The sequence below is a fragment of the Arthrobacter sp. CAN_A1 genome (genome assembly GCF_015751665.1).
GTDB lineage: Bacteria > Actinomycetota > Actinomycetes > Actinomycetales > Micrococcaceae > Arthrobacter_D.
In genome coordinates this window covers 432,977-451,205 of sequence record NZ_JADOUR010000001.1, presented here as the reverse complement: position 1 = coordinate 451,205, position 18,229 = coordinate 432,977, and the positions used below count along the sequence as shown (strand labels likewise).

The following is an 18,229-nucleotide window of genomic DNA, read 5'->3' as shown; positions in this document are numbered from 1 at the left end:
GCCCCACCCCTTAGTACCCCCCCCCCCAAGGACATGCGATGAGCACCGACCAGTTGAAAACCACCCCCGCCACCCGGATTGTCGAACTCGACATCCAGGGCATGACCTGCGCGTCCTGCGTCGGACGGGTGGAACGCAAGTTGGGGAAACTCGACGGCGTCGAAGCCAGCGTGAACCTGCCTCTCGAAACCGCCACCGTCAGGGCTCCGGAACACATTTCGGACCAGGACCTGGTGGACACCGTGCAGGCGACAGGCTACACCGCACAGCTCAAGCATCAGGCGCACAGCACCCCGGATTCGGCGTCGGGTGATCCAGCCCTCGAAGGCGCCCATCCGGGCGGCTCCGACCACATGGCGCACGGCGGATCCGCTGCAAAGCTACGGCCACGGCTCATCGTCGCAGCGTTGCTCACTGTGCCGGTCGCGGTCATCTCCATGGTCCCCGCCGCGCAGTTCCCGCACTGGGGCTGGGTCGTCTTCGCCCTGGCTCTTCCGGTGGTCACCTGGTCCGCGTGGTCGTTCCACCGGGCCGCCGCCATCAACGCCCGCCACCTCGCGTCGACGATGGATACACTGGTGTCCATCGGCGTCACCGCCGCGTTCCTCTTCTCGGCCTGGCAACTGTTCAGCGACCCGACCATCACCGAACACGCGGGCATGGCCATGAGTGACCACGCGCTGTACTTCGAGGTGGCAGCAGTGGTGGTCACTTTCCTGCTGTTGGGGCGTTACCTTGAGGCGAATGCCAAACAGCGGGCTGGCGAGGCCCTCAAGGCCTTGCTGAGCCTTGGCGCGAAGGATGCAACGGTTCTCCGCGACCAGGACGGGCGCCGGGTGGAGGTTAAGGTGCCCGCCGAATCGCTGGTCCATGGGGATGAGTTTGTGGTGCGGCCGGGCGAGAAGATTGCTACCGATGGGGTGGTGGTCGACGGCGCCAGCACCGTCGACACGTCTCTGCTCACCGGCGAATCCATGCCGGTGGAGGTGGGAATCGACGACGTCGTCACCGGTGCCACCATCAACACCTCGGGACGCCTGGTGATCCGCGCCACACGGATAGGCAGCGAAACCACACTGGCCCAGATGGGGCGGCTCGTCAGCCAGGCGCAAAGCGGCAAGGCCCCTATCGCCCGGTTGGCGGATCGAATCAGCGCCGTCTTCGTGCCGATCGTGCTGGCCATCGCCGTCCTGACCTTCGTGGCGTGGATGATCCTGACCGGGGACCTGCAATCGGCGTTCACCGCCGCCGTCGCCGTCCTGGTGATCGCGTGCCCGTGCGCGCTTGGGCTCGCCACACCGACGGCGCTCCTCACCGGTTCGGGGCGTGGCGCCCAGCTGGGCATCCTGATCCGTGGACCGCAGGTCCTGGAGGACACCCGCACGGTCGACACCATTGTGCTGGACAAGACCGGCACCGTGACTACCGGCAAGCTCGCGGTCACCGACGTCGTCGCATTCGATGCACTGGATCGGGACCACATCCTGTCCCTGGCCGGCGCGGTTGAGGCCGCCAGCGAGCACCCGATTGCCCAGGCGATCGCCGCAGCAGCCCCAGGCCACCCCGCGGTGACCGGGTTCAGCAGCTCCGCCGGTGGTGGAGTGCGTGGCATCGTCGACGACGGCGGGCTGCCAGTCACAGTACTCGCCGGACAGTCCGGCTGGCTGCAGGAGAACGGGGTCACTGTCACCGACGCACACTTGTCAGCACTGCAGGATCAACAGCATTCCGGGGCCACCGCCGTCTGGGTGGCCGTGGACGGCCGCATAGCAGGGCTGGTGTCGCTGAAGGATACGGTAAAGGACTCCTCGGCCGCTGCCATCGCTCGACTCAAGGAACTAGGGCTGCGGCCCATCCTGCTGACCGGCGACAACGCCTCGGTGGCGCACCTCGTGGCGGCCCAAGTGGGAATTGCTCCTGATGATGTGCTTGCTGGAGTGCTTCCGGCGGGCAAAGTGGAAGCCGTTCGAAAGCTGCAGGCCGAGGGGGCCACGGTGGCGATGGCTGGCGACGGAGTCAACGACGCTGCCGCCCTGGCCCAGGCGGATCTGGGGATCGCCATGGGCTCAGGCACCGATGTTGCCATCGAGGCAGCCGATCTGACGGTGATGGGGAACAGCCTGGAGCAGGTGGCGCAGGCCATAGAGCTGTCACGGAAGACCCTCAGCACAATCAAGACCAACCTGTTCTGGGCGTTCTTCTACAACACCATCGGCATCCCGGTGGCCGCACTGGGGTTCCTCAACCCGATGGTCGCGGGTGCAGCTATGGCCGCCAGTTCAGTGCTCGTGGTGGCTAACTCGCTGCGGCTGCGTCGATTCGGCCGCTAGAGCTACGGCAGGGGGACGGGTTCGACGTCGTTGGCCCGGTTCAGCGGCGGGGTCCCGTCCGCCGGTGCGCGCAACTCGTCAACGCGGACCATCACCACTCCTCCGACGATCAGTAGTCCGCCGAGGAGCTGGATCGGGCCGGGTAGCTCGCCGAGCATGAGCCAGGAGGCCAGGACTGCGAACATCACCTCGGTGAGTCCCACGAAAGAGGCCACCTTTGAGCCAAGCTGGCGGGCAGCGAGGATGCCCGTGAAGTAGGACACCACCGTGGAGATCAGCACCAGTCCCAGCACGGGCACCAGCCAGCTGGTCTCCCATCCGGCCAGGGTCACATCGCGCAATTCGAAAGTGAAGGGCATGATGCCCACCAGTCCCATCACCCCGATGGCTGCTGCGCCCACCACCATGCCGCCGCCCGCCATCACCAGGGGCGGAAGGGCGTCGTTGGCGCGGGCGGACATCAGGAAGAACACCGCAAGGCAGACCGCGGCGGCCAGTCCGTAGAGGACGCCGATCGGGTCGAGCCGTTCGTCCGAGGTCAGGTCCAGCACCAGCAGCAGCCCCACCATGGCCGTTACCGAGCCGGCGGCGGTGAGGCGGCGTGGGGCGTGACGGCTGCGAGCCCAGAGCCAGCCGACAATCAGCACCGGCGCCAGGTATTCCAGGAGCAGGGAAACTCCGACGGACATCCGCTGCACTGCGCTGAAGTAGAAGAACTGACAGAGCGCGATCGCTGTCACACCGTAAATGATCAGGGTCAGCGCACTCCCGCGCAGAGCTGTCCAGCGCCCGCGCAGGGCGATCAGCACCGGAATCAGCAACACGAGAGCGGCCCCGCCGATGCGCACGCCCACGGCTGCACCGGGGCTCCACCCGATCTCCAGCAGGGACTTGGCGAATGGGCCCGATACGCCAAACGCCGCCGCCGAGATGACCGCGAACCACAGGCCCGCTGCCGCACCATTCTTCATGCCGTGCTCCTCTGCGCGCGTTAGTGTCATGACCAAAATAAGATTATGGTAGTGACAGTAGACCCGAATATCGTCAGGAGTCAACATGGCCTTTGCCTATGACACAGAAGTTGCACTGATCTCCGCTGCCGCGCTCATCAACACGGGGAAAGAGGAACCGGATCAGATGAGCACCCTGGCAGACCTCGACCGCTTCCTCATCGAACAGGACTTTTCCGGGTCGCGTGCCCGGACCTCCGCCGAACTGGCCGCCGTGGTGCGGCTGAGGGCAGAGTTGGAGGAGGTCTGGACGTCATCCGAGGACGACGCCGTCGCGCACGTCAACCGGATCCTGAGCGACGCGAGCGCCCTCCCCCGCCTGGTCCGCCACGATCACTGGGACTGGCACCTGCACGCCACCGACCCCGATGCTCCTCTCGAAGACCGGATGGCCACCGAGGCGGCGATGGCTTTGGTTGACGTCATCAGGACCCACGAAATGGTCCGCCTGCGGATCTGCGCGGCGGACGACTGCAGCGCCGTCGTGCTGGACCTGAGCCGCAACCGCTCCAAGCGGTACTGCGATACCGGGAACTGCGCGAACCGGGCGCACGTCAAGGCGTATCGCGCCCGGAAAGCGGTGCGCGGCTAGACCAACTCACCCGACCGGCCCACACCGGCGCAGCATAGTGGGGCACCCGCACGTTAGTTGTTACCCAACAGTGTGCGTGCGGTCAAACCACTTTTCTTGGCCGCAAGAGGTCCAGCCAGCCCGGGGTTGGGGGCCGGGAGAACCTGGCAGCCCGGACTCAGGCCCCGCTGATGCCAAACAGTCCGATGATGAGCGCCATCACCAGATAGGTGACCAGTTCATGGGCACAGTTCAGGAGGGTCAACCCGGCCGGCCGGCCCTCGAACGCGTCGTGAGTGATGAACCGGGAGGCAGTGAAACCCGCCCAGAGGATGACCGCGGTGATCAGCGTATTGACCAGGAAGTTTCCGCCGTAGAAATCCTGGGCGATCGCGGCGCTGCCGGCCAGCACCCAGGCACTGATCAGGCTGACCACCACGGTGATGAGGATAGGTTTGACGGCGTCCCGGGAGTCGCCGCTGACGTCAACCTTGGCGACCCTCATCCAGTAGTTGCCGAATACCTTGGGCGTGTACCAGATGGTTCCAACCACCATGGTGGACAGGGTAGCGACGAGCACCGCCCAGATGTTGATCTCCGGAATCATGCTGCGCCTCTTCCTGGCTGAAGTATTCGGTCAGCTGAAAGTGTAGACCGTCACTGCAGAAATCCGCTGTCACCGCGGGAAGTGGGGATTGCGGGCGACCTAGGGCGTGTCTCCCAAATGGTTTCTGATCTTTTTGGAATGCTGGAGGGATGTCGCGCACAGCCACGTTGACCGATGCCCAATGGGCTCGGATTGAACCCTTGATGCCGAGTTCGGATGGATGCCGCGGGCGACCGTTCGGTGACCACCGGCTGATCGTTGAGGGCATCATCTACCGGTTTCGTGTCGGGGTGCCCTGGCGGGATCTGCCCGCGTGTTTCGGACCGTGGAAAACAGTATGGAAGCGGCACCGCCGCTTCAGCGGCGATGGCACTTGGGACAAGATCCACACCCGGCTTCTGGCCGAGGCCGACGCGGCCGGGATGATCGATTGGGAGGTCTCCGTGGACTCCACGGTGAACCGCGCCCACCAGCACGGAACCAACCTTCCCCGCACCACAGGGGGAGCTATCGAATTACACGAATCTGCTCGACGAACCCCCTGACCATGCGGTCGGGCGCTCCAGAGGCGGACTGACCACGAAGATCCACCACCTGTGCGATGGGAAAATGCGGCCACTGGTCATGCTGATCGGGCCGGGGCAGGGCGGTGATTCCCCGATGTTCTTGCACCTGCTCGATTCACTCCATGTTCCCCGGATCGGCCCGGGCAGAGCCCGCTCGCGGCCGGACCGCGCGCTGGGCGATAAAGCATACTCCTCCAAGGCGAACCGGGAACTGCTGCGCAGCCGTGGTATCCAGGCAGTGATCCCGGAACGCTCCGACCAGGAAGCAAACCGGAAACGCCGTGGCCGCAGCGGCGGCAGACCCATCGGCCTCGACAAAGAGGCGTACAAGCGCCGAAACGTCGTTGAACGTTCATTCAACACATTCAAGCAATGGCGCGGTCTCGCGACCCGCTACGACAAACTCGCACTCACCTACCGCGGAGGAGTCGTGCTCCGCGCGATAACCATCTGGCTCAACGAATTAGGAGACACGCCCTAGTCCTGATTAGTGGGTGCTGTCTTGGCCGCCGCGGGGCGACCCTTTGGGTTTCCCGTCTTTGTCAACGTTGCCTGCGCCGCCGGGGATCTTTGACGACGACCGGTTAATTCCGGTCCCTTTGCCGAGATGGTCTGCGTTCGGCTTCTCGGTCATCATGAGCATTGCGCATACCACCAGCGACGCGATGAAGGCGATCCCTGCCGCGGTGATGCCAAGGTCAACCCGCAGTTCCCGGGTGCCGCCGCCGGTGGAGACGACCATCGCCACGATGCCGGCTACTGCCGCAAGGGCGGCTGAGAAGATGAGGGGGCCTTTGACGCCCCTGGCCGATTTGGACACTGTTACTCCTTGGGAAAATTGCAGCTGCAGATTTTTCTACGAGGGGTAGAAATACTGCCGCTCCTAGTTTACGGGGTCGGCGGGGCCAGCTGGGGCAGAGTGACGCACGTCATGGCGATACCCGAATGCAGCGATTGCAAGGACGACTGCGGTGATCACCGCGCCACCGCCGGTGACCCCCAGCAGGGCGTGAGCCCCCGCACCCTCGAAGAGGGGCAGCAGCAGCCCGGTGGCGACACTCACTGCACCGACGGCGATCAGATCCCTCCCGACGACGGTGGTGCGGCGTTGCCGGATTCCCACATAGAGGTCCACCGCGCCGGCGATCACCAGGACGAGAGCCCCTACCTGGGCGAACATGGCATCGGTGTGGATCCAGAGGTTGAGAACGGCACCTGACAGCAGGAAGCCGGGCGCAATCCACACGACCCACCGGTCAGCACTATCGCGCAGGCCGATCGCCCGTTCCATCCAGACCGCCGAGGCGGCAAGCCCGAGCAGGTACAGTCCGCCCGCTATCGATGCCACCTGCACTGACGGTTGCGTCCAGAAGATGGTCAGTGCGCCATACGCTGCAGCCACGACGGCCCGAAACAGCAGCGGCGGCCAGACGGCCGCGGCCTGGTCCAGCGGGTTATGAGGCGGCTGGACCGTCACATCGTGTGGTGCGGCACCCATTGCGCAAAACCTCCGGTTCGAAACGGTCTGGTCACGTCAGTCCAGAACTCCCAGTTTATCCCCGCGACAAAAGAGGGACAGCTGTACAACCCGGGGACCCTGGGGCCGACGTCCCGCCCGACCCTAGTGAGCGCCAATCACCATCCAGCGATCATTGCGTACCCGCCATGCCAGGGTCAGAGCCCGCGCGGCCATGTAGCCGACGCCGAACGCCAGCCAGAGCCAGACGATGCCGGCCGGACCGGCCAGGTCGGCAGTGAAGACCCAGGCCAGCAGCGGCAGGTACAGGAGGAGGTTCACGACGCCGGCGATCGCCAGGTAGCGGGCGTCGCCAGCGCCGATGAGGACGCCGTCCAGGACAAACACCAGACCGCACACGGGTTGGGACACTGCAAGAACAAACAGCCCGGCCGCGAGCGCAGCCTGCACGTCCTGATCGGTGGTGAAGATCCAGCCGACAAACGGGGCCGCCAAGGCCAGGAGGGCGCCGGTCATCACACCGAACCCCAGGCCCCACCGGATCATCCGCCGAGTCAGCGCCTGCGCCAACGGCTTGTCCCCGGCACCGAGCTCCTTACCGATCAACGCCTGCGCGGCGATGGCCAGGGCGTCGAGAGCGAAGGCGAGGAAGATGAAAATGGTCATCACCAGTTGGTGCGCCGCAAGGGAAACCGAACCCTGCGCCGTCGCAACATACACAGTAGCCAGGATGGCGACCCGCAGGCTCATGGTCCGCAGCATCAGCCAGGAGCCCACCCGCGCCGTCGCCCGCAACCCCTGCCAGGACAGCCGGAGGGGCACCCGGTTCCTGCGGGAGAGTCGGAGGACGATGACGAGGTAGACGGCTGCCATCCCCCACTGGGTGATGCTGGTACCCAGGGCCGATCCTGCGACCGACAGCCCCAGCCCATAGACCAGTAAGAAATTCAGCCCAATATTCACGGCAAACCCGACGCCGGCCACCAGAAGCGGCGTCTTGGTGTCCTGCAGTCCACGCAGCACCCCGGTGGCGGCGAGCACCACCAGCATGGCGGTGAGCCCCGGCATGGAGTAGCGCAGATAGTCAACGGCGAACGTATGGACCTCCCCGTCCGCGCCCATCAGCGAGGCCAGCCCGGGCGCGAGAATCCACCCCGCAGTGGAGAGCGCCACTCCCAGGACCAGCGCCAGACCGATACCGTCGCGGCCCGCAGCCACCGCGTCCTGGATACGTCCGGCACCGAGGAACCGCGCCACAGCGGGGGTGGTGGAGTAGGCGAGGAAAACCATGAGCCCGACGGCGGTGTGCAGCACTGTGGACGCCAGCCCCACCCCTGCCAGCTCGTCGACACCCAGATGCCCCACGATGGCCGAGTCGGCGAGCAGGAACAGGGGTTCAGCGATCAGGGCGCCAAGCGCCGGCACAGCGAGGTGAAGGATGCGCCGGCTCAGCTCGCGGGTATCGGGAAGGGTGCTGCTCACCATGCCAGCCTATGCCTGCTCCCGACAGTCCGCGGGCCATCGTGGACGTCCGCTAGGCTGAAGAGTGAGGCACGACGGCGCACAGGGAGCACACATGAAAAAGGAAATCTGGTTCTATATCGGGGGTCTTCTCTCCTTCTTCCTGAGTACCCTCTTCATCCCGCAGGGCATCTCGGATTTCGCGCGGGCCGCCGCCCTCGATAATCCGGTCCCCTCCGGTGCCGGACTGACCCTTGGCATCGGTGCCCTGCTGGTCGTGGTTGCGATCGCCTTGCTGGCGAGCGGCTACGTGATCCGGCGCAAGAGCCTCAACACCACCCGAACTTATGGCAGCGACGACCCTGATGAAATTACCCGGCAGCGGCCCACCCAGGGGTACACCAACCGCCAGGAGTGGATGGACCGCCCACCCAACCACATGGGAAACAACACCGGCCACAAGCGGGATTAGATTCCCTGCTCCACCATCTCCAGCAAGCGCCGTGCTGCGTTGAGCCGCGCTGCGGCGTCGAGTCCCCGCAGCGGGCCGTCGATCACCAGCATGGCCAGCCCATGCACGGCGGACCAGGCAACAAGCTCGGCCCCCGGGCGCCGGCTGGCCTCCAACACCCCGCTGTCCACCAGGTCGTCGAGGGCATCGGACAGCAGTTGGAACGGCGTCCTGCCGTGGGGCCCCGCCGACTCTTCGACGGCTGCATCCCGCAGATCCACGTGATTCGCGAACGCCGTCCTGAACAGTCCCGGCTCGCCCTGGGCGAATCGAAGATAACCGGCGCCCACTGCGCGCAGCTTCGCCTGAGCGAGTGCCGCAGCGCTGTGGGGGGCGTCGTCGTCAGCACCGCCAGCGCCGTCGTCGCGATCGGGGAGGGCTGACTGCTCCTCCTCCATGGCCGCCGCCAGCCGGGATTGCGCGGCCAACGAGACAGCCCGCAGCAGTGCGCCCTTGTCAGCAAAGTGGCGGTAGGCAGCGTTCGGCGTCACCCCGGCCCGGCGGGTCACCTCGCGGAGGACAACCGCGGCCGGCCCACCCTCACGCGCCAGCTCGGTTCCGGCCTCAACCAGTGCCCGCCGCAGGTCACCATGGCGGTACGTGGTGCGGGGGGCTGGCTGCTCGGTCACGGGGTCCTGGCCTCTCCTCAACGACGAAAGTGAACACTGTACACAAGTGTGTCATGGGGTGGGCTGGGCGTGAGAGTGCAGCTCATTCGTCAGATTGGTGCGGGCCGCGTCCAGCCAACGGAGCTGCGCTGTCTCAGTGCGGAACAGCGGGTCCATCGACAGCAGGCGGCGGACGACGTCGGCGCGGCCAGCCGCAAAGTCACCATCCGATACGTGGGAGTATTCCTTCCGCACGGCAGCCACATACTGCCCATATCCGAGCATCGGCCGTCCCAGAACGGCCAGGTCCGCGTCGCACAGGAGATCTCCTGCCCGGTCCCCCGGCTCAGGACGGTGCGATGCGGTGAGCAGGATCAGCCGCACCACCTCGGACACCTCGGGTTCGGGCACCAGACCCGCCAGCAACTCCTCGGCCAGGGCGGCCGAAGCCCGTTCATCCGCACCGGCGGCACCCTCATAGACGGCGTCATGAAACCAGGCGGCGAGCCGGACCTGTCGCCGGAGGTCGGCGGCGTCGTCCGGCGCGAAGAGGAGATCGAGCGCCTCGAGAACCTCGAGAAGATGGATGGGCGTGTGGTAATTTCGGTGAGTCTCAGACCATCGGTCCATCAGCTGTTCGCTCAACACGGGTTCGGCGGGTAGCACCACATTCCACCGGGCGAGAAGGGTCCAACGCAGCCGCTGCGTCCGATGCCGGGCTGGAATCCGCAGGCCGCTGCCGATCAGGATGCGGACCAGGGTTCCGCCGTCCACTTCCTGAGCACCAAGGGCCACCAGGGTGTCGTAGCGGCGGGCGGGGACGTCATAGTGGTCGCCGTCGAACGCCCGCTCGGGAATCCCCGCCGCCGCGGCGAAGGCGTGAAGTTCAGCGACCGACAGGTCGGAGATCAGATGGGAAAATACGGTCCCATGCGCAGGCCAGAGCGGGGGGTCGATGTAGATGGCCATCCTTCCAGCCTACCGGTGGACAATCGACCACCCACGGAGATGACACCACTTTTTCTTGACGTGACACCACAATGGTGTCACTATGGTGGTATGGAATTGGGACAGTACGTCAGCGACCTGCAACGCCACCTTGCGGACGCCTCGGAGAGCGGCTCCGAGGACACCCGCGCGGTGGCCGAACGGCTCGCTGCCGGACTTGATGCAGCAACACGGCTCGTGTTGCTGGACGCCTTGTCGGCGGCGGCCAGCGAGATCACCCGGGACCTGGCCCCGGGGTCCGTTGACCTTCGGCTTCGAGGCCGCGAGGTCGAGTTTGTCATCACCCTGCCCACCGTCGACGTCGAGGCGGACGACTCGCCCGCCGTTGCCGTGGAACAGGATGACGCGAGCACCTCCCGCACCACCCTTCGGTTACCTGACGCCCTTAAAGCGCGGGTCGATGACGCTGCAGCGGCCGATGGGTTGTCAGTCAACACCTGGTTGGTGCGCGCCGTTGCGGCCGCGCTCCAACCCAAGCAACGTCGGTCAGCGCAGCGCGTCCTGCGCACCGGCGACAACTTCGCTGGCTGGGCGCGCTAGCCTCGCAGCCCACCACCTTCATCAACCACGCGCACCCGCGGGGTAACTCAACCACGCCCACCACCGGGAGCACACCAGCATGCCTACCTACTCCACCCCCTCCGCGATCGACCTCGCCATCAACCTGCAGATCGGGCTGCTCGACGTCGTAGCCAGCGACCGTGCCGACACCGTGGTTACCGTGTCGGCGACCAACCCGGACAAGGCGGTGGACCGCCGGGGCGCCGAGGAGACCACCGTCGACTTCGACGGCGCCCGCCTCACAGTCAACGGCCCGAAGCCCCGCTTCAGCGTGATCGGGTCCAATGAATCGGTCGACCTGCTGATCGAGCTGCCGGCCGGGTCCAGGCTCACCGCCAAAGTGGCGATGGGCGGTGTCTGCACCATCGGCCGGCTCGGCGCCACCCGGATCAAAAACTCGATGGGCCCCGTCGACCTCGATGCCACCGGCGACCTGTGGCTCCGCGCCGGGCACGGCAATGCGGTGATCGGAACCGTCGATGGCGGAGCCGAGATCACAGCCGACCACGGCCAGATCCGGGTCGGCACCATCAGCGGAGATTCGATCCTCAAGGCCTCCCATGGAGCGATCACCGTCGGAGAGTCGGGCGGTGAACTGGACGCGAAGCTCTCCTATGGGGACCTCGACCTCACCCGCGCTCTCGGCTCGGTGACCGCCAAGACCGCTTACGGCAGCATCACCCTGGGCGAGATTTCGACCGGCAACGTCGCGGTGGAGAGCGCCTTCGGGCAGGTCACCATCGGGGTGCGGGCTGGGGTCGCCACCTGGCTCGATCTGGCATCGAAACGGGGCCACGTCCGCAATGAGCTCTCCGGCGACCGGGCACCCGCCCCCTCAGAGCCGACCGTCGCCGTCCGAGCCCGGCTCGACGGCGGCAACATTTCCATCCAGCGCGCCCGATAACCCGGGCGCCTCCAGCCGGGGTGCCCGTCGACGATGAGGAAACTACTCATGAAGACTCCAGCAATCTCCATCGATAGCCTGCGGAAATCCTATGGCGACAAGGTCGTCCTCGACGACTTCACGCTCCGTGTCACCGAGGGCACCGTCACCGCTCTGCTCGGCCCGAACGGTGCCGGCAAGACCACCACCATTCACATCCTCTCCACCCTGATCCGCCCGGACGCCGGCACAGCGTCGGTCGCGGGGTGCGACGTCGTTGGGGATCCCGACGGCGTACGCGCCGCCATTGGTCTGACAGGCCAGTTCTCTGCCGTAGATAGCCTGCTTACCGGCGAGGAGAACCTCCACCTGATGGCGCGGTTGCGGCACCTTGGCGCCAAGCGGGCGCGAGCCCGGGTAGCCGAACTCCTCGAGCAGTTCGACCTGGTCGAATCAGCCCGCAAACCCCTTGCCACCTACTCCGGTGGTATGCGGCGTCGCCTCGATCTGGCGATGACCCTGGTGGCAACGCCGAGGGTCATCTTCCTCGACGAGCCCACCACCGGGCTGGACCCGCGCAGCCGGCACACCATGTGGGACATCGTCCGCACCCTGGTGGCCGAGGGCACCACCGTCCTGCTCACCACCCAGCACTTGGAGGAGGCGGATCGGCTTGCCCACCGGATCGCGGTACTCGACGGTGGCCGCGCCGTCGCCGAAGGGACACCGGACGAACTCAAACGGCTTGTCCCGGGCGGGCACGTCCGGCTCCGCTTCGCTGACTCCACTACCCTGCATTCTGCCGCCCTCATGCTCAACGGATCGCTCAGCGACGAGCCCGGGCTCACCCTTACCGTGCCGAGCGACGGCGGTCCTGGCGCCCTCCGCGTGCTCCTGAACCGCCTCGCCGAGGCCAACTTCGAGGTCGACGACCTCACCATCCACACCCCGGACCTTGACGACGTGTTTTTCGCCCTCACCTCCCGGGTAGAGACGAAAGGATCCACCCCATGAGCACCACCCTTCACCCACCGGCGCGCCAGCAGGTCAGGCGACAGTCCCATGTCGTCGCTGACGCAATCACCATGCTGCGCCGCAACCTCCTGCACATGGTGCGCTACCCCGGCCTGTCGGTGTTTACCATCGTTGGACCGGTGGTGCTTCTGCTGTTCTTCGTGTTCGTATTCGGCGGGACCCTCGGAGCAGGCCTGCCCGGGGTTGATCCGGCAAGCGGGAGGGAAGCCTATGTCTCCTATGTCCTGCCCGGCATCCTATTGCTGACGATCGCGGGCAGCGCCGGTGGCACAGCGACCACCGTCGCCATGGACATGACCGAGGGGATTACCGCCCGGTTCCGTACCATGGCGATCCCACGGGCCGCCGTCCTCGCGGGTCACGTGCTCGGCAACACCCTGCAGGCGATCATCGCCGTCGCGCTGGTGCTCGGCGTCGGGCTACTGATTGGCTTCCGCCCCACCGCCAGTCCCCTTGAGTGGGCTACCGCCGCCGGGGTAATCGCACTGATCAGCTTCGCGGTCAGCTGGTTGGGCGTGGCGATGGGCATTCAGGCGAAGTCGGTCGAGACGGCCAGCAACTGGCCCCTGCTGTTGACCTTCCTGCCCTTCCTGGGCAGCGGCTTCGTCCCCACCGCCTCGATGCCCGACTGGATGCAGTGGTTTGCCCAATACCAGCCGTTCACCCCGTTCCTTGAGGCTCTTCGGGGCCTGTTGCTCGGCACTGAGTTGGGCTGGAACCTTGGCCTGGCCCTCGGCTGGTGCGCCGTGATCACCGCCGCCGGGTATGCCTGGGCGATGGCAATCTACGAGCGGAAGTCGGTGCGCTAGGTCGCAGCCGGCAACCCCGGCCGCGACCTACCGTCTATATACAGGATTTCGCGGCTGTGCCATTGTTTACAGTGTTCACATCAGTTCTCCCCTGAACCGAGGACCCTATGACGACAACACTCCTGGCCATTGGCACCAAAAAAGGCCTGTGGCTCGCGACCAGCACCGACCGGCAGTCCTGGACGCTGTCCGAACCGCACTTCCTGATGCAGGAAGTGGCCAGCGTGGGAATCGATACCCGTGAGGGACGCACCAGGATCCTGGTAGGGGTCCTGTCCTTTCATTGGGGTCCCACAGTGGTCTACTCCGACGATCTGGGCGCCACCTGGTCCGAACCCGAGGAGGGCGCTATCAAGTTTTCCGAAGGCGACGGAGCCGTCGTCGAGCGGATCTGGCAGCTCCAACCGGATTCCGCTGGGCGCCCCGGCGTCGTCTGGGCGGGCTGCGAACCCATCTCCGTCTGGAGGTCGACCGACTACGGAGGGCATTTTGAACTGAATCGTGGGTTGTGGGATCACCCGCACCGCTCCGAATGGGGTGCGGGTTTCGGCGGCGCAGCAGCCCACTCGGTGGTTCCGAGCCCCGCGGACGACACGGTCCATGTGGCAATGAGCACCGGGGGCGTGTACCGGTCCGACGATGGCGGTACCTCCTGGGCGCCGAGGAACAAGGGCATTTCGGCCTACTTCATGCCCGACCCGAACCCCGAATTCGGTCAATGTGTCCACAAGATCGCGCGGGACTCGGTTGAACCGAAGCGGTTGTACGCGCAGAACCATCACGGGGTCTACCGGTCGGACAACGGTGCCGAAACCTGGGAATCCATTGCCGAGGGGCTGCCCGCCGATTTCGGTTTCGTGATGCTCGCCCACCCGAACCGCACCGGCACGGCCTGGGTTATCCCGCTGAAGGCCGACGGTGAACGCATCCCACCCGACGCGAAGCTGGCCGTGCACCGCACCGACGACGCCGGAGCCTCCTGGACCCGCCTCGATCAGGGTCTCCCCGAGGGCGAGTACAACGCTGTGCTCCGGGATGCGGCAGGCGTGGATACGCTCGAACCGGCCGGTGTGTACTTCGGCACCCGGGGCGGAACCGTCTACGCGAGCGCCGATGAAGGCGCCACGTTTGCCGAGGTCGCCTCCCACCTACCGGACGTTTTGTGCGTCCGCGCCGCCGCCGTCGTCGGCTCCTAGATGGAAGCCCCCGCAGACACGGTGACAGTCCTGATCCCCGCCCTGCTGCGGCCGTTGATCGGGGACCGGTCTCGGGTGCCCCTTGCGACGGCGGCCCCGCTACCGCTGGCGACACTCCTCGACAATCTGCACCACGGGTATCCGGTATTCGCCCGCCGCATCCGCGACGAGACGGGTGCCCTCCGTCGATACGTCAACGTGTACGTCGACGGGGAGGATGTGCGGCAGTTGGCGGGGCTCTCGACGCCGGTCCCGCCCGGCGCTGAGGTGATGATCGTGCAGTCGGTCGCCGGCGGGTAGCTGGAAGGTGAGGTGCTGACCTGGATGCTGTCGATGTAGCTCTTGCAGCGGTCAGCGAGCCTGAGCGTTCCTGCCTTGAGCGGGTCATCGCCCTGGCCCGGGCGGAAGCTCCCCACGCGGTAGCGGGGGTCAGCTACGGAATGCCCGTACTGAAGGTCGACGGTAAACCGCTGATCGGCGTCACTGCCAGCGCCAGGCACCTGTCGGTCCACCCGTTTTCACCGGCGGCGATCACCCTGGTCCGAAGCGACCTCGAAGGGTTTTCGGTGTCCAAGGGAACCGTCCGCCTCACGCCGGAGCGTCCCCTGCCAGACCAGGTCGTGAAGCAGATCGTGGGGGCGCGGTTGGCCGAAATTTACGGATTCGCCGAATAATGGCCCCGGGTACACCGATTCGGCGGTCCAGTCTGGTTAGGCTGAGCTGGTATCCCCTCACACCAGCAAGGAGCCGTACCAACGATGAGCAAGCCTTCGAGCCCAGCTGGCAGGATTGGCGGCAGCCTGCGGGCCGCCAGTGACACGCTACGGACGCAGCTGTGGCCCCTGCCAGCCTTTGCGGTGCTGGTAGCGATCGGCTTAGGGGTCTGGTTGCCGATGGTGGACGCTTCCGTAGGTGACGACCTGCCGGAGCCTGTGTCCAATCTCCTGATTGGCGGTGGCCCCGATGCTGCGCGGGCCATTCTCGAGGCGACCGCTGGCTCACTGATTACCGCAACCTCGCTGACCTTCTCCCTCACGGTCGTTACCCTTCAACTGGCCAGCAGCCAGTTTTCCCCCCGCCTCCTGCGAACCTTCACAGGCGATCGAGTGGTGCACGCCACGCTGGCCCTGTTCCTCGGAACCTTCGCTTACGCGCTGACCGTTCTGAGGACGGTTCGCTCGGGGTACGACAATGAAGAACCATTTGTCCCTCATCTGGCGGTGACGCTTGCTTTCCTACTCGCGATTGCGAGCATCATCGGGCTGGTGTTCTTCCTCGCTCACCTGGCCCGGGAAATTAGGGCGGAGACCATCATGCGCAAGGTCCACGGAGAGACGGCGGCGACTATCAGTCGGGTCTTCCCAGATCAACGGGGCTCCCCAGGCCCTGTGCTTCCTATCGCCCCCGACTCCGCTGTGTTCGTGGGCGCCGCCCGATCAGGGTTTCTGACCGGGATCGATGAGGAACGCCTACTCAACGCGGCAGTGAAGCACCAGGCGATCGTGAGAGTGGACTCCTCCGTCGGCTCGTCGCTGGTGAAGGGCATTCCTACCGCCGTGGGCTGGGTCCGAAGCGGAGCGCCACGCATGGACGATGAGGCATTGGAAGAGTTCCTCAAGGACGTATCATCCACTTTCACCACCGGATTCGAACGGACCGCTGTACAGGATGTTGCCTTCGGATTCCGGCAGCTCATCGATGTCGCGGCCAAGGCGTTGTCCCCTGGCATCAACGATCCAACCACAGCGATCCACGTGCTCGGCCACACCTCAGCCCTGCTATGCGATCTCACCCAACGCGAACTTGGAACGCGGGTACTGCGCGACGACGACGGGCAGGTTCGGGTAATCCTTCACCGACCGGATTTTGCCACCCTCCTGAACCTCACTCTCGATCAGCCAGTGCTCTACGGAAGTTCCGATCCGGCGGTGATTGATCGGATTCTCAGCCTGCTGCAGGAGGTTGCCTGGACCGCCGATAAGGAAGATAAGCCTGCCGTTCGCGAGCAGCTTCATCGGGTCGCCTCGGCAGTCCAGCAGGAGTCCCATCCGCCAGCAGTGACGAGTCATCTCCGCCGGCGAGCTGGAGAGGTCGAGCGGGCCCTGGAAGGCGTGTGGTCGCCCAGGGCTTCAGTCACCAGTAGTCACACAGAGCCGCCGGCAGCCAGTTAGCGGTTAGAACCCGCCGCCGCCGCCGTCGACAGCCATGTTGTTGAACCGGGAGTAATGGCCCTGGAACCCAACGACGATGGTCTTGGTGGGACCGTTACGGTGCTTGGCCACAATCACGTCAGCTTCGCCGGCCCGCGGAGATTCCTTGTCGTAGACGTCGTCCCGGTGCAGGAGGATCACCATGTCGGCGTCCTGCTCGATCGAACCACTCTCGCGAAGGTCGGAGACCATCGGGCGTTTGTCGGTCCGCTGCTCGGACCCACGGTTGAGCTGCGAGAGAGCAACCACCGGCACGTTGAGCTCCTTCGCCAGCAGCTTCAACGCACGGGAGAACTCCGAAACTTCCTGCTGACGGGACTCGACGCGCTTGCCCGAGGACATCAGCTGCAGGTAATCCAGCACCACCAATTTGAGGTCGTGGCGTTGCTTCAGCCGCCGGCATTTGGCCCTGATCTCCATCAGGGACATATTGGGGCTGTCGTCAATGAACAGGGGCGCATCGTTCATCCGCCCCATGGTGGTGGCGATCTTGCCCCACTGTTCGTCCTTGATGGTGCCCTTACGCAGATCCTGCAGCCCAATCGTCGCCTCGGCGGACAGCAGGCGCATCGCAATCTCGTTGCGGCCCATTTCCAGGGAAAAGAACACGGTGGTCAGGTTGTGTTTGATCGCTGCCGATCGGGCCCAGTCCAGGGCGAAGGTCGACTTACCCATCGCTGGTCGTGCTGCCACAACAATCATCTGTCCGCCGTGGAGGCCCTGGGTCAGTTCGTCGAGTTCGAAGAAGCCGGTGGGCACGCCGGTCATGCCCTCGCCCCGGTGACCCGCCGATTCGATCTCGTCGACGGTGCTCTCAATGATGTCCTTCAGCGCAACGTAGTCCTCGGCGCTGCGACGTTCGGCTACCGCGTACACCTCGGCCTGGGCGGCATTGACGATGTCGTCCACCTCGCCGTCATTCGAGTAGCCCAGCTGAACAATCTTGGTGCCAGCATTCACGAGACGGCGCAACACCGCTCGCTCGCGGACAATCTCGGCATAGAACCCGGCGTTCGCGGCCGTCGGCACGGATTGGATCAGGGTATGAAGGTAGGCCGGACCACCGATCCGTGAAATTTCTCCCCGTTTGGTGAGTTCATCGGACACAGTGACGGCGTCGGCAGGTTCTCCGCGGCCATAGAGGTCGATGACGGCCTCGTAGATGCTTTCATGGGCGGGACGGTAAAAGTCTACGCCCCGCAACACCTCGACGCAGTCGGCGATGGCATCCTTGGAGAGCATCATTCCGCCGAGCACTGACTGTTCGGCGACCAAGTCCTGCGGCGGGGTTCGGGTGAACTCCGGGGACCGGGTGTCCTCTTTTGAATCTGCATGCGTGAGGAACACCGCTGCACTCTCTCTTCCAGTTACCTACCCCGGGAACCA

19 protein-coding genes and 1 pseudogene are annotated in these 18,229 nt (G+C 65.4%); 12 read left to right on the top strand and 8 right to left on the bottom strand.

The window, feature by feature from the left end; genetic code table 11:
• Window positions 1–38: 38 nt before the first annotated feature.
• Window positions 39–2,330 carry a heavy metal translocating P-type ATPase gene (locus IWX62_RS02220; protein ID WP_196839709.1) on the top strand — a complete coding sequence of 764 codons (2,292 nt, stop codon included), beginning with the start codon at window positions 39–41 and terminating at the stop codon, window positions 2,328–2,330.
• Between the two features lie 2 nt (window positions 2,331–2,332).
• On the opposite strand, the gene IWX62_RS02215 is transcribed toward IWX62_RS02220, so the two are convergent.
• Entirely contained in the window at window positions 2,333–3,301 is a 969-nt protein-coding gene (locus IWX62_RS02215; protein ID WP_196839708.1) for an EamA family transporter, read from the bottom strand.
• Window positions 3,302–3,386: 85 nt separating this feature from the next.
• Between IWX62_RS02215 and IWX62_RS02210 the strand changes: the two genes are divergently transcribed.
• The gene (locus IWX62_RS02210) at window positions 3,387–3,932 is read left to right on the top strand and encodes a CGNR zinc finger domain-containing protein (RefSeq protein ID WP_196839707.1); all 546 of its coding nucleotides are present in this window, start codon (window positions 3,387–3,389) and stop codon (window positions 3,930–3,932) included.
• A 157-nt stretch (window positions 3,933–4,089) separates the two neighbouring features.
• Here IWX62_RS02210 and IWX62_RS02205 read toward each other — a convergent pair whose 3' ends face one another.
• Entirely contained in the window at window positions 4,090–4,518 is a 429-nt protein-coding gene (locus IWX62_RS02205; RefSeq protein WP_196839706.1) for a DUF1761 domain-containing protein, read from the bottom strand.
• Between the two features lie 149 nt (window positions 4,519–4,667).
• On the opposite strand from IWX62_RS02205, the pseudogene IWX62_RS02200 reads away from it, so the two are divergent.
• Window positions 4,668–5,565: pseudogene (locus IWX62_RS02200) on the top strand (IS5 family transposase).
• Between the two features lie 6 nt (window positions 5,566–5,571).
• Here the strand turns inward: IWX62_RS02200 and IWX62_RS02195 are convergent.
• The 3 genes from IWX62_RS02195 to IWX62_RS02185 all read right to left on the bottom strand — a co-directional run bounded on the left by IWX62_RS02195 (window position 5,572) and on the right by IWX62_RS02185 (window position 8,046).
• A complete protein-coding gene (locus IWX62_RS02195; RefSeq protein WP_196839705.1) occupies window positions 5,572–5,904 on the bottom strand; it encodes a hypothetical protein in 333 nt (110 codons plus the stop codon).
• A 63-nt stretch (window positions 5,905–5,967) separates the two neighbouring features.
• Entirely contained in the window at window positions 5,968–6,582 is a 615-nt protein-coding gene (locus IWX62_RS02190; protein WP_196839704.1) for a hypothetical protein, read from the bottom strand.
• 123 nt (window positions 6,583–6,705) lie between these two features.
• Window positions 6,706–8,046 (bottom strand): MATE family efflux transporter, encoded by a 1,341-nt coding sequence (locus tag IWX62_RS02185; RefSeq protein WP_196839703.1) that lies wholly within the window; start codon window positions 8,044–8,046, stop codon window positions 6,706–6,708.
• A gap of 91 nt (window positions 8,047–8,137) precedes the next feature.
• Between IWX62_RS02185 and IWX62_RS02180 the strand changes: the two genes are divergently transcribed.
• Window positions 8,138–8,494 (top strand): hypothetical protein, encoded by a 357-nt coding sequence (locus IWX62_RS02180; protein ID WP_196839702.1) that lies wholly within the window; start codon window positions 8,138–8,140, stop codon window positions 8,492–8,494.
• Here IWX62_RS02180 and IWX62_RS02175 read toward each other — a convergent pair.
• The gene (locus IWX62_RS02175) at window positions 8,491–9,162 is read right to left on the bottom strand and encodes a TetR/AcrR family transcriptional regulator (RefSeq protein ID WP_196839701.1); all 672 of its coding nucleotides are present in this window, start codon (window positions 9,160–9,162) and stop codon (window positions 8,491–8,493) included. The genes IWX62_RS02180 and IWX62_RS02175 overlap by 4 nt on opposite strands.
• A gap of 51 nt (window positions 9,163–9,213) precedes the next feature.
• Window positions 9,214–10,110, bottom strand: a complete 897-nt coding sequence (locus tag IWX62_RS02170; protein WP_196839700.1) for a DUF4031 domain-containing protein — start codon at window positions 10,108–10,110, stop codon at window positions 9,214–9,216.
• 90 nt (window positions 10,111–10,200) lie between these two features.
• Here IWX62_RS02170 and IWX62_RS02165 point away from each other — a divergent pair, with 90 nt between their 5' ends.
• The 8 genes from IWX62_RS02165 to IWX62_RS02130 all read left to right on the top strand — a co-directional run bounded on the left by IWX62_RS02165 (window position 10,201) and on the right by IWX62_RS02130 (window position 16,804).
• Window positions 10,201–10,689, top strand: a complete 489-nt coding sequence (locus IWX62_RS02165; protein ID WP_196839699.1) for a histidine kinase — start codon at window positions 10,201–10,203, stop codon at window positions 10,687–10,689.
• Between the two features lie 79 nt (window positions 10,690–10,768).
• Entirely contained in the window at window positions 10,769–11,614 is an 846-nt protein-coding gene (locus IWX62_RS02160; protein ID WP_196839698.1) for a DUF4097 family beta strand repeat-containing protein, read from the top strand.
• Window positions 11,615–11,662: 48 nt separating this feature from the next.
• The gene (locus tag IWX62_RS02155; protein WP_196839697.1) at window positions 11,663–12,607 is read left to right on the top strand and encodes an ATP-binding cassette domain-containing protein; all 945 of its coding nucleotides are present in this window, start codon (window positions 11,663–11,665) and stop codon (window positions 12,605–12,607) included.
• On the top strand, window positions 12,604–13,437 hold the full coding sequence (locus IWX62_RS02150; RefSeq protein WP_196839696.1) for an ABC transporter permease: 834 nt from the start codon (window positions 12,604–12,606) through the stop codon (window positions 13,435–13,437). The genes IWX62_RS02155 and IWX62_RS02150 overlap by 4 nt, the downstream gene beginning before the upstream one ends.
• 107 nt (window positions 13,438–13,544) lie before the next feature.
• Window positions 13,545–14,633 (top strand): WD40/YVTN/BNR-like repeat-containing protein, encoded by a 1,089-nt coding sequence (locus IWX62_RS02145; protein WP_196839695.1) that lies wholly within the window; start codon window positions 13,545–13,547, stop codon window positions 14,631–14,633.
• Window positions 14,634–14,933 (top strand): MoaD/ThiS family protein, encoded by a 300-nt coding sequence (locus IWX62_RS02140; RefSeq protein ID WP_196839694.1) that lies wholly within the window; start codon window positions 14,634–14,636, stop codon window positions 14,931–14,933. It abuts the gene before it with no gap.
• A gap of 20 nt (window positions 14,934–14,953) precedes the next feature.
• Window positions 14,954–15,307: an iron chaperone gene (locus IWX62_RS02135; RefSeq protein WP_196839853.1), complete on the top strand. Its 354-nt coding sequence runs from the start codon at window positions 14,954–14,956 to the stop codon at window positions 15,305–15,307.
• Window positions 15,308–15,391: 84 nt separating this feature from the next.
• Complete coding sequence (locus tag IWX62_RS02130) at window positions 15,392–16,804, top strand: DUF2254 domain-containing protein (RefSeq protein ID WP_196839693.1); 1,413 nt, start codon at window positions 15,392–15,394, stop codon at window positions 16,802–16,804.
• Between the two features lie 3 nt (window positions 16,805–16,807).
• Here IWX62_RS02130 and dnaB read toward each other — a convergent pair whose 3' ends face one another.
• Window positions 16,808–18,190, bottom strand: a complete 1,383-nt coding sequence (gene dnaB, locus IWX62_RS02125; RefSeq protein WP_196839692.1) for a replicative DNA helicase — start codon at window positions 18,188–18,190, stop codon at window positions 16,808–16,810.
• Window positions 18,191–18,229 lie beyond the last annotated feature (39 nt).

What these genes read in the sequence shown, in the direction of transcription:
- IWX62_RS02220 (WP_196839709.1), top strand. Translation starts at nt 39, where the DNA reads ATGAGCACCGACCAGTTGAAAACCACCCCCGCCACCCGGATTGTCGAA.
- IWX62_RS02215 (WP_196839708.1), bottom strand. Translation starts at nt 3,301, where the DNA reads ATGAAGAATGGTGCGGCAGCGGGCCTGTGGTTCGCGGTCATCTCGGCG.
- IWX62_RS02210 (WP_196839707.1), top strand. Translation starts at nt 3,387, where the DNA reads ATGGCCTTTGCCTATGACACAGAAGTTGCACTGATCTCCGCTGCCGCG.
- IWX62_RS02205 (WP_196839706.1), bottom strand. Translation starts at nt 4,518, where the DNA reads ATGATTCCGGAGATCAACATCTGGGCGGTGCTCGTCGCTACCCTGTCC.
- IWX62_RS02190 (WP_196839704.1), bottom strand. Translation starts at nt 6,582, where the DNA reads ATGGGTGCCGCACCACACGATGTGACGGTCCAGCCGCCTCATAACCCG.
- IWX62_RS02185 (WP_196839703.1), bottom strand. Translation starts at nt 8,046, where the DNA reads ATGGTGAGCAGCACCCTTCCCGATACCCGCGAGCTGAGCCGGCGCATC.
- IWX62_RS02180 (WP_196839702.1), top strand. Translation starts at nt 8,138, where the DNA reads ATGAAAAAGGAAATCTGGTTCTATATCGGGGGTCTTCTCTCCTTCTTC.
- IWX62_RS02170 (WP_196839700.1), bottom strand. Translation starts at nt 10,110, where the DNA reads ATGGCCATCTACATCGACCCCCCGCTCTGGCCTGCGCATGGGACCGTA.
- IWX62_RS02165 (WP_196839699.1), top strand. Translation starts at nt 10,201, where the DNA reads ATGGAATTGGGACAGTACGTCAGCGACCTGCAACGCCACCTTGCGGAC.
- IWX62_RS02160 (WP_196839698.1), top strand. Translation starts at nt 10,769, where the DNA reads ATGCCTACCTACTCCACCCCCTCCGCGATCGACCTCGCCATCAACCTG.
- IWX62_RS02155 (WP_196839697.1), top strand. Translation starts at nt 11,663, where the DNA reads ATGAAGACTCCAGCAATCTCCATCGATAGCCTGCGGAAATCCTATGGC.
- IWX62_RS02150 (WP_196839696.1), top strand. Translation starts at nt 12,604, where the DNA reads ATGAGCACCACCCTTCACCCACCGGCGCGCCAGCAGGTCAGGCGACAG.
- IWX62_RS02145 (WP_196839695.1), top strand. Translation starts at nt 13,545, where the DNA reads ATGACGACAACACTCCTGGCCATTGGCACCAAAAAAGGCCTGTGGCTC.
- IWX62_RS02140 (WP_196839694.1), top strand. Translation starts at nt 14,634, where the DNA reads ATGGAAGCCCCCGCAGACACGGTGACAGTCCTGATCCCCGCCCTGCTG.
- IWX62_RS02130 (WP_196839693.1), top strand. Translation starts at nt 15,392, where the DNA reads ATGAGCAAGCCTTCGAGCCCAGCTGGCAGGATTGGCGGCAGCCTGCGG.